The 8,714-nt window shown below is 57.1% G+C and carries 14 protein-coding genes; 8 read left to right on the forward strand and 6 right to left on the reverse strand.

Features of this window, described 5'->3' with window-relative positions; genetic code table 11:
- Positions 1-39 precede the first annotated feature (39 nt).
- Complete coding sequence (locus IEY52_RS16820) at positions 40-366, forward strand: hypothetical protein (protein WP_189004480.1); 327 nt, start codon at positions 40-42, stop codon at positions 364-366.
- Positions 367-494: 128 nt separating this feature from the next.
- Here the strand turns inward: IEY52_RS16820 and IEY52_RS16825 are convergent, their stop codons facing one another.
- A complete protein-coding gene (locus tag IEY52_RS16825) occupies positions 495-779 on the reverse strand; it encodes an RNA polymerase sigma factor (protein WP_189004482.1) in 285 nt (94 codons plus the stop codon).
- A 388-nt stretch (positions 780-1,167) separates the two neighbouring features.
- Between IEY52_RS16825 and IEY52_RS16830 the strand changes: the two genes are divergently transcribed.
- Both IEY52_RS16830 and IEY52_RS16835 read left to right on the forward strand, forming a co-directional pair.
- Entirely contained in the window at positions 1,168-1,785 is a 618-nt protein-coding gene (locus IEY52_RS16830; RefSeq protein WP_189004484.1) for a hypothetical protein, read from the forward strand.
- 266 nt (positions 1,786-2,051) lie between these two features.
- Complete coding sequence (locus IEY52_RS16835; RefSeq protein WP_189004486.1) at positions 2,052-2,408, forward strand: hypothetical protein; 357 nt, start codon at positions 2,052-2,054, stop codon at positions 2,406-2,408.
- Positions 2,409-2,411: 3 nt separating this feature from the next.
- On the opposite strand, the gene IEY52_RS16840 is transcribed toward IEY52_RS16835, so the two are convergent.
- The 3 genes from IEY52_RS16840 to IEY52_RS16850 all read right to left on the reverse strand — a co-directional run bounded on the left by IEY52_RS16840 (position 2,412) and on the right by IEY52_RS16850 (position 3,478).
- The gene (locus IEY52_RS16840; RefSeq protein ID WP_189004488.1) at positions 2,412-2,732 is read right to left on the reverse strand and encodes a hypothetical protein; all 321 of its coding nucleotides are present in this window, start codon (positions 2,730-2,732) and stop codon (positions 2,412-2,414) included.
- A gap of 57 nt (positions 2,733-2,789) precedes the next feature.
- Entirely contained in the window at positions 2,790-3,140 is a 351-nt protein-coding gene (locus IEY52_RS16845; protein ID WP_189004490.1) for a hypothetical protein, read from the reverse strand.
- 74 nt (positions 3,141-3,214) lie between these two features.
- Positions 3,215-3,478, reverse strand: a complete 264-nt coding sequence (locus IEY52_RS16850) for a hypothetical protein (protein ID WP_189004493.1) — start codon at positions 3,476-3,478, stop codon at positions 3,215-3,217.
- Positions 3,479-3,679: 201 nt separating this feature from the next.
- Here IEY52_RS16850 and IEY52_RS16855 point away from each other — a divergent pair, with 201 nt between their 5' ends.
- The 4 genes from IEY52_RS16855 (at position 3,680) to IEY52_RS16870 (ending at position 5,815) form a co-directional block, all read left to right on the forward strand.
- The gene (locus IEY52_RS16855; protein WP_189004495.1) at positions 3,680-3,862 is read left to right on the forward strand and encodes a hypothetical protein; all 183 of its coding nucleotides are present in this window, start codon (positions 3,680-3,682) and stop codon (positions 3,860-3,862) included.
- Positions 3,863-3,880: 18 nt separating this feature from the next.
- The gene (locus IEY52_RS16860; protein WP_189004497.1) at positions 3,881-4,150 is read left to right on the forward strand and encodes a hypothetical protein; all 270 of its coding nucleotides are present in this window, start codon (positions 3,881-3,883) and stop codon (positions 4,148-4,150) included.
- Positions 4,151-4,579: 429 nt separating this feature from the next.
- The gene (locus tag IEY52_RS16865) at positions 4,580-4,942 is read left to right on the forward strand and encodes a hypothetical protein (RefSeq protein ID WP_189004499.1); all 363 of its coding nucleotides are present in this window, start codon (positions 4,580-4,582) and stop codon (positions 4,940-4,942) included.
- A gap of 108 nt (positions 4,943-5,050) precedes the next feature.
- Entirely contained in the window at positions 5,051-5,815 is a 765-nt protein-coding gene (locus tag IEY52_RS16870; protein WP_268239734.1) for a carbonic anhydrase, read from the forward strand.
- Between the two features lie 235 nt (positions 5,816-6,050).
- On the opposite strand, the gene IEY52_RS16875 is transcribed toward IEY52_RS16870, so the two are convergent.
- A complete protein-coding gene (locus tag IEY52_RS16875) occupies positions 6,051-7,889 on the reverse strand; it encodes an ATP-binding protein (protein ID WP_189004508.1) in 1,839 nt (612 codons plus the stop codon).
- Between the two features lie 253 nt (positions 7,890-8,142).
- Between IEY52_RS16875 and IEY52_RS26980 the strand changes: the two genes are divergently transcribed.
- The gene (locus tag IEY52_RS26980) at positions 8,143-8,277 is read left to right on the forward strand and encodes a hypothetical protein (protein WP_268239735.1); all 135 of its coding nucleotides are present in this window, start codon (positions 8,143-8,145) and stop codon (positions 8,275-8,277) included.
- A gap of 152 nt (positions 8,278-8,429) precedes the next feature.
- Here the strand turns inward: IEY52_RS26980 and IEY52_RS26750 are convergent.
- On the reverse strand, positions 8,430-8,714 hold a 285-nt coding region (locus tag IEY52_RS26750; protein WP_229684852.1), incomplete at its 5' end, for a hypothetical protein.

Below are 8,714 nucleotides of genomic sequence, written 5' to 3' on the forward strand. Positions count from 1 at the left end.
GGACACCAAAAGCTGGTGAAGACAGCCACAGAAGGGAGCATGATGACCCATTTCTCCACGCGTCCCCAACGCCAGTCCCAGCGGGATTACATCCTGGTGGTGACCCTGGATGGCCGCATCAAAACCCTGCGGATCCAGGACATTCTGAGTGCTGCAGCTGGAATGTACCCCGATACCACCCGGGTGGTGTTGACCGGCGAAAGCCAGGAATTGGAAGGCACGGTGCTGAACTTCCAGGAGCCCTGTCCCCTGTTTGAAGTGCGCTGTCAGAACCTTCTGCAGGCCATTGAGGCCGGGGATTGTCAGGGCATCGATCAGCATTTCGCGCCCCGACACAAAAACCCTGCCTTTCCTGAACCCTCATGAAACCGCTGAAAAGTGAAGGCAAATCCACCGTCAACCCCCTATCCAGCAGCGAACATCCCACCAGAGACCTCACGGGTTGACCCCAACACGACGTTCCCAGCGGGCCCACCTGCGAGAGCCACCTGCCATCAGAGCAAGCGAAATTCCAGAATGGCTGGCACCCCCGCTTCAGGCGCAGGACCTTCCGCCTCTGGACTGAAGGTCCGCATTCTGGATTTCAAGTACACCCCATGGGCCACCCGCAAAACACACCGCCTTTCGTTGCCACCCTCAAAGCTCTCCCACTGGGCCTGCACCTGCACAAAAGTCTCAATCAACAACTCGTCTGCCTGCTCCCGATCTTCTTGCAAATGCAACAGAAAAGCCAGGACCTGTCCTGCATGGGTTTCGAAGAGTGCTTTCAGGTCTTTCACGGACCGTACCGCAAGGTCAGAAACATGGAGTTCCTTTCTGGTGCTCCCCTGAGGATCCCACATTCAACTGAAAAGAAAACCAGCAGGCATGGGTTTGACCCTCTGTTTCCGCCCAATCGCACCGATCATGTTGTATTTTTGATGTCTTAGCCTTTGTTTTCAGGCGGGTTTGCCCATTTGTTCATGTGGGATTCCTGTGCCACTTCACCTGCAAGCCACCACTGGCTTTCAAAGCCAGCACTTCATGTTCTACACGGCTGGTCCTCTCAACACCCAGGATTTTGACCATGAAACCAGAATGCTGTCTTTCACTGTTCCGGCGGGTGTCGGTGCGACCTCTGACACCCGCTCACCAACAGAGCTTCAGCGCTCTTGATAAGCTGAGGCCATGCATGTGGTGGTGTCCTTCACATCTCTGAATCCAGGATTTTCCAACGAGATCAAACACATCTTACTGGTGTTAAAAGCCCAACAATGCCCAGAGCATCTGGAGAAACGGGTACTGGAAGAAGTGCTGACCGGGGTTTCAGAGCAACACCAGAGCACCCTGAAACAGCGCATGTTGATGCTACTGGACTTTGGAAAAGTCACGGGCATCGCCACACTGAACGGGGACATGAGCAGAATGGAAATCCGCTTGCAGGCATCTGAACTGCAGGTCTTGAAAACAGTGTGCTCCAGGGTGGTTTCCTGTTTACTGGAGGCCGACCAGCGGCGTACTTTACCCCTGGGGATCACTGTGGAGGGTCGCATGGTGCTGGCTGGAGAGGACGGTCAACCTGTACTGACTGGAAGGGTGTCGCGCCACAACTCCTGGAGTCTGGCTTTCATGGAAGAGGACCGCAACGCCAGCATCTTCCGCTGGGGCCTCACCCTGGTGGTGGTGTTGCAGTGCATCACCTTTCCAGCGTTCGCTCACCGTCTGTTTTCCAGGCTGGATGCCGACACTTACCTGTGGGTGCAGAACTTTCTGAGGGTAGGCAATGATTCGCGAGAAAACCTATGATTCCTTTGAAAATTCCCATCCCAGACCTGATTTTTTGAATCATCGCTTGTGATTCAGCACCAGAGGTCAGCAGGTACACCGCGAGAAACACCAAGCAATTCGCCACCAGCATGTTGTATTTGGTCAACGTGCGCCCTATGTCCTGGTGGTTGGGATAAGGCCCTGGGAAAACCTTCCAGAAAAGCAACATCTGGGGCATGAATCCGGTGGGTCAAAACATGAAGAAAATAAAGGACAGGGAGAGGGCAACTTCGTATCCTGAAAGGGTGACATACCATGCCCTGAGTGAAGACGACCTCAACCAGTTGTGCTGTCTGCGGCTCGGGTGGGAACTGCGCGACCACCTGTGGGAATATGGTTCGGTGTGGCATGAAAAAGCCTGGTTCAAGGGTGATATCCTGATGGGCTTCCCCAACTTCCTGATTCAAGACCCGGTGCTCTCTTACCTCGAAGAGCATCTGGTGCAGTGGGGCTTGCAAGAACACTTCGGACAGGTGCTCTTCAACCTGCTGGAAGCGAGGCACCTCAACCACACCCAGGCGTGGTTCACCCTGGCCCACGCCCCCTTGAGAACAAGGGTGCTGGCTTTCCTTCAAGTCACCGAGCAGAAACAAAACCTGTGAGTTTCAGCTGCTCCCGTGGGACGTGATGGTGATGTCTTCCTGCAAGTAGCCGTCTTCAGCAAGCTCAGGCAACCCTCTGGAGAGCCAGTGTTTGACCCGCTCCCGGATCACGTCCAGGATGCGGGCGTCCTGGTTTTGCCGCAGGAAGTCCGAGGTGAGGCACAGCATCACCCCTTGATCTGGGACATCCCGCACCACCCGCAGCACCAGACCTGTCCCGTCCGGTGCAGGGTCACAGCCCACCAGCAAGTGTGGATCGGAGAATTCCACCAGGCGTTGCAGGTAGTGACAGAGTTGCTGTGCGGTCTGTCGGTTCACGTCCACCCTGTCATCTTAACAAGCCCGTGGCCCTTCACATTGTCGAAATTCCAACAAGGTGTTTCAGGAAAGGTTCGCCGTAACCCGAAGAAAGGCCTGCACCCGCTCCCTTGGGGTGGCGTGGGCCAGCCGGTACCAGGCTTGCAGGTGGCTCAGGATTGAGCCACCCACCACCTCAAAGAGCGTTTCAGCATACTGGTCCTGCAGCCCAAGGTGTTCCAGATGCTCCACAAGCTGCATGGGAATGGGGTCCCGGGAGAGGAAATTTGGGAAGCCCATCAGGATATCACCCTTGAACCAGGCTTTTTCATGCCACACCGAACCATATTCCCACAGGTGGTCGCGCAGTTCCCACCCGAGCCGCAGACAGCACAACTGGTTGAGGTCTTCATCGAGCAGAGGTTCATCGGACACACCCGATACCCTACATGCAGGACCGGGCAAAGTCTCTTCATTTTCTTCATGGTTGAAGCCAACCTGAAGAACACTCAGACTGCTGGGGCCAGGTGACGGTTGATGCCAGCAAGGTCCCGTTCCACCAGGGCACGGTGGAGTTTCTGGCAGCGCTCAAGAAAACGCTCTGCGGTTTCCTGAATCACCAGGGTGCGCTGAGGGTCTTTCATCACCACCACCGCCAGCGGATGCCTCTGCATGTGGGCTTGCACCCGGTCGATCTGATGCAAGGGTAAAGTGGCCACCTCGCCCTCCACGGTCACCACCATGATGAAATCCCGGACCTCTTCTGACAACATGGGGTCACCTTAGCAAAAGAATTGTCACAACTTCATGAATGTCCTGGATGTCCCTCTGGGATGGAAAAATGCCTTTATTTTCTTCATGCGGTTACAAAACCAGGGAAGGGGTCTCACCTTTGTAACGAAAAGCAGGGAGGAGAAGGTGGATTCCCAGCCCAGAAAACCGTGATGGGCTTTGCAGTACAACAAGACCAGCACATGGCCGAGCGAAAAACCTTGCACCCCGGCTGGACCTGCCTCATCATTGCCTTTCTACTGCTGGTCCTCACCCTGACCCTCATCCTCACCCGGCACGTTCCCCTGTCCACCCTCGGAACCGCCCTGCTACCGGTTCTGGCCCTCACCAGTGTGGGACTGCTGATGCTGCGTTCTGGCAAATGAAGGACCCTGGAGGCTTCCATGACTTTGCCCCACTACCCCTCCCTGCAAGAAGTGCCAGCGCACCTCACCACCCGCGCAGGCCTCAAACGACTCGGCCACGGGAAATGGAAACCCCAGCTGGTGGCCACCGTCACTTCTTACGGCAAAAACGTGTTCCTGTATGACCCTCGGGCCGTCCAGGACCCTGCAGGGGGCAGCCAGACAGCCAGACCGGCAACACCCCAGGGGACACAGACCCGTTCTGAGCGAATCAGAAGGCGCATCAAAAAACCTGATCGGGACCTGTGAGCCAGTGAAGTTCAGGAAGCCAGCAGCCGTTCAGTGCTTGCGGCCTGGATCCATCGGATCTTGCACCCGCTGGTGGCGGCGTTTCCCCTGGTAGAAGTCCTGCAATGGTGAACGTTCCTGCGGTATGGATGTCTGGAGATGCCTGAGTAGTTTGACCACGGGATAAAGCAACGGAAGCAGCAACAGTCACGCCATCATCAAACCTCCTGCCGGTGTTGTGTGCCTCTTTTCAGGGTAGAAGCCTGCACTTCCTCCCACCGTGGGATCTCCCGCAAGCGAAGCTTCTTTTTCTTCACCGTTGGTCTTGCGGATGGTTTCAGGCAGAGCAGACTTTCATGAATCGAACAGGTTCAGAACAGCGGTGGCTTTGTGACAGTGTGCAGCGGAGATGTGCCGTACAACCAAAGGAACCCATCTTTGGAGGTGGCCATGGAACACCCCAATTTGCGGACCTTGCACTTCGATGACGTGCCCAGAAGCCTGGCCCGAGAGATTGTATCTTTCTCGGACCTGACCTGGTTCTTTGGGCCCAGGGGTGAAGGTTTTTTCGGGCAGGATCTGGGTGAGGTGGCTGTGCGGAAGCTGGGAATGACCCTGCCGAACCTGCGCACCGCAACCCAGGACAGGTTGGAAACAGCCATCCTGGACCGGGCGTCGGAACTGAGGTCACACCTCCTGCTGGTGATCCAGATCCACCCCAGTCCAGTAGAAGGTTACGTGTGTTTGATTCCCCACACCAGGCTTCACCAGGTCGAAGAGGTGCTCAGTCGGGTGGCGGACCGCAGGCGTTGATGGACTTGGGGTCCCCCTGCCCATGGGAATCCCCTGAAAACCGATTGAGATCCGTCTGTCGTCACCAAATGACGCACAGGACAAACCCCTAGAAAACGCTGGAAAGCCTTGCTGTGCCCGTACACTGGTTCAAAAGGAGACCCCCTGACGGAAAGCAAACACTCACGTCGGAACTTCTTGCGCCTCGCCGCGGCCACCACCCTGGCCGCCACCACCCTCGCGGTGCCCGAGGTGGCCCAGGCTGCTCCCTTCACGGTGGACAGCCCCCCAACCCCGGATGCAGCGTTGAAAGAACTCCTCGATGGCAACGTGCGGTTCATCCGGGGCAGGCTCCGTCACCCGGACCAGCGTCCCAGCCGCATTGCAGAAGTGGCCAAAGGACAGCATCCTTTTGCGGTGATCCTCGGCTGCGCAGATTCCCGGGTGGCCCCAGAGATCGTGTTCGATCAGGGCCTCGGCGACCTGTTTGTGGTGCGGGTTGCCGGAAACATTGCCAGTGATGACGTGTTTGGCAGCATTGAATTCGCGGTGGAAGAATTCGGTACCCCCCTGGTGACGGTGCTCGGACACCAGCGTTGCGGAGCGGTCACGGCCACCCTGAATGCCATGGACAAAGGCAGCACCGTCCCGGCCCACATCGACAGCCTGGTGGCAGCCATCAAGCCGGTGGTGGCCGAAGTGGGAACGGTGACCGGAGACCGCGTGGACACCGTGGTGCGGGAAAACGCCATCCATGTGGCCCACCAACTGATGGACGAAAGTGAAATCTTGAAAGAAAAAATTGAAAGTGGGAAGTTGAAAATCGTGGATGCCCGCTACAACCTCGACGATGGCCGGGTGGACCTGCTCGACACCGCAGGTCACTCCCACTGACCGCAACAATCCAACCTGCAGGGCAGACCAAAACCAGATCTGCCCTGCTTTCAGGACTGGAGGCAACGCCTGAGCACCTGATGAGGGAAAGAACCTTCTGGTGACCCCATACAGGAGCCCTTTATGGTCCCCAACGAACTTGTGCAGCAGGTCAGAGGTGTGCCCATGAAAGCCTCCCGTCTGGTGATGGCTGGGTCTGACCTGGTGAGGAATGAACCTGCAGCGTTGCTTTTGCTCAGTTCAGGTCCCGGTGGGTTGGAAGTCGGACCACCACGGTTGTGCCCTGCCCCACCATGCTTTCCAGGTGAATGGTGCCGCCATGTTCTTCCACAATGGTTCGGGCAATGGCAAGACCCAGCCCGGATCCACCAGGGTCTTTCTCCATCCTGTGGCTGGCCCGGTAGAAGCGCTCGAAGACCTTTTCGAGATCTGATGCAGGAATGCCGATGCCCGTGTCCCTGACTCGCAGTTCCACCCTGTCGCCCTGACAGGAGGTGCTGAGGGTCACCATGCCTCCCTCCGGGGTGTACTTGAGGGCATTGCCCGTCAGGATCACCAGGAGTTGCTTCAGGCGGCCAGGGTCACCCAGAATCGTACATGCCTCCAATGGGTCAGCAGAGAGGACGTGGTTGCCTTTTTGGGTTTCGAACGTCCTCAGGGTGTCCAGCACCAGCTGGTCCAGTCGAACTGCGTCTTCGAGATGCAGCATGTCAGTGTTGCCCCGGGCCATGCCGAGGAGGTCAGAGACGAGACGGCCCAGCCTGAGTGCCTCACGGTGACAATCCTGGATGATCTCCAGCTTTTCTTCCTCTGGGATGTCCTTGTACCGAAGGAGGATTTCCAGGTTGCCTTGAATGCCCGCAATCGGGCTTTTGATTTCGTGGGACGCTTCTGAGACGAATTGTTTTTGCTGTTCACTGAACTGTTCCAGCTGCTGCTGGCTTTCTTTCAAGGCCAGCTCGGCCTGTTTGCGCCCGGTGATGTCCACCAGGGTGCTCATGGACAACAAGGGTTTGCCAGATTCATCCCGGCTGAACACGCTGCCCCGGCCCCACAACCACACCAGGTGCCCATCTTTGTGCCGGATGCGGTACTCCTGTTCAAGCACCTCACCGTTCTTCAAACTGGGTATGCGTGAAACCGTGTCCCGCAAGTGGGCGTGGTCTTCAGGCAAAAAGTGGCCCCACACTTCTTCAGGAGTGAAATTGGCCACTTCTTCGCGGGTGTAACCGACCACGTCAAAGGTGTAGGCATTGGCAAAAATCCGCTGTCCGGTGGTCAGGTCGGTGAGGCTGATGGTGGCTGGAATGGCGTCTGTGACCTGCTGCAAGAAGTTTTTCTGCTCCTCCAGGTCAGACAGGGCTTTTTTCACTGGAGTGATGTTCTGGCTGATCGAGCCCACCCCCACCACCTCTCCGCCCTGCATTTTCACCGGGAAGTAGGTCACCTGCCACCAGCTGGATTCAGCGGTGATGGGAGACTGCATTTCCAGCGATGTGACCTCTCCGGTCTCGAAGACCTGATCAATAAAAGGTTGCACCACCTTGAACACTTCTGGTGAGAGGTCCCGGAAACTCTGGTTGCTGAATTCTTCTCGGGTGTGCATGCCGTCCCGCAGGAGTTGCTGGTTGAAGGCTCTCAGGTGGTAACCCTCATCCATGAAGGAGATGGCCACCGGGGCATTGTCCATCAGGGCCTGCAGGTACAGCCCGGTGTCCTCCAGGGCCCGCAGGGTGCCCAGCCAGGCGACGATCTGCCCCTGGTGCTGGATGGGGCTGAGGGTGCTTTCAAACCAGCGGTACTGCCCATCCATCTGCATGCGGTAAGGCATGGAAAAACGCTCGCCTTTTTGCAGGCCCTCCTGAAAGCGCAAGGTGGTGAAGTGCAGGTCTTCAGGGTGAACCCGACTGCGGCGGGCACCCGCTTCTTCCAGCGCCGGTGGAAAGGTTTCCCTGAGTTTTTGGTTGTAAAGGTGTTCTTTGCCGTCCGTGCTCATCAGCCAGGCGGGTTCATTCAAAGCATGCAGCATGCCCGTGGCGGGGACCGCTGCCAGGGTTCCAGCGTCTGGAATCATGGGGTTTCTCCTCTGGGACAGTCAAGCATCACAGTCCATTTTACTGAGCTCAGCAGCACTTCAGGGTTTCCTTGCGAACCGTGAAGATTGTGAAGGCTCCAGATGGTAAGACAGGCAACCATGGGTGACGCTTGACAGGTCAAAACCACAGTGAGGGTCATGGCTTTCAGGGAATACTGTGGTTCATGGCCAGAGAACTGTACCGTTTTCGTGTGATCACCCTCAACGATGGCAACAGGTGGGAACCCCGGAGGTGGAATGGAAAGACTTCCCGGATGTGAACCCCAAATTGCACACGGGATTTGAGGTGCGGCTCTGGGCGGAGCGGGATGTCGCACGGGTGTTCTTTCAGACCCTCAAAAGCCATTTCCGCACCGAACAAATTTAGGACAGAACTTCTGTCTGATGGGCATTCTGGGGGGCAACTTCAATTGCGGGGGTGGCTTTGCCTGGTTGCTGGGACCTGCATCCTTCTGTGTTCAAGTGTGCATCCCAGAGGACCCGGCCCCTTGGCGCTGATGGCTGGTCGATGGTGGGCCCTCAGCCCAGTTCCGGGGAGGTGTCGCCACCTGAAGGGGGTTGGCTGCTGGCCAGATGCTGCTGGTGTTCGTGGTGCAGGTTGAGCAAGAGTTGCATGCTGATCCCCCAGCACCGCTCAATGCGCAGGGCCAGGGAAACGGTGAAGGGTCGACTGCCCTCCATGACCTGCAGGAGTTCCTCTTCCGGGCAGTCCAGGTGGGCAGTGAGATTTTTGTGTGTTAGGCCAGGTCCCCAAAGTGGGAGAATGAGCCTGTCATACCCCTTCGAGCCGACAAGCCTGCTGAG

The organism is Deinococcus roseus, from assembly GCF_014646895.1.
Lineage (GTDB): Bacteria > Deinococcota > Deinococci > Deinococcales > Deinococcaceae > Deinococcus_C > Deinococcus_C roseus.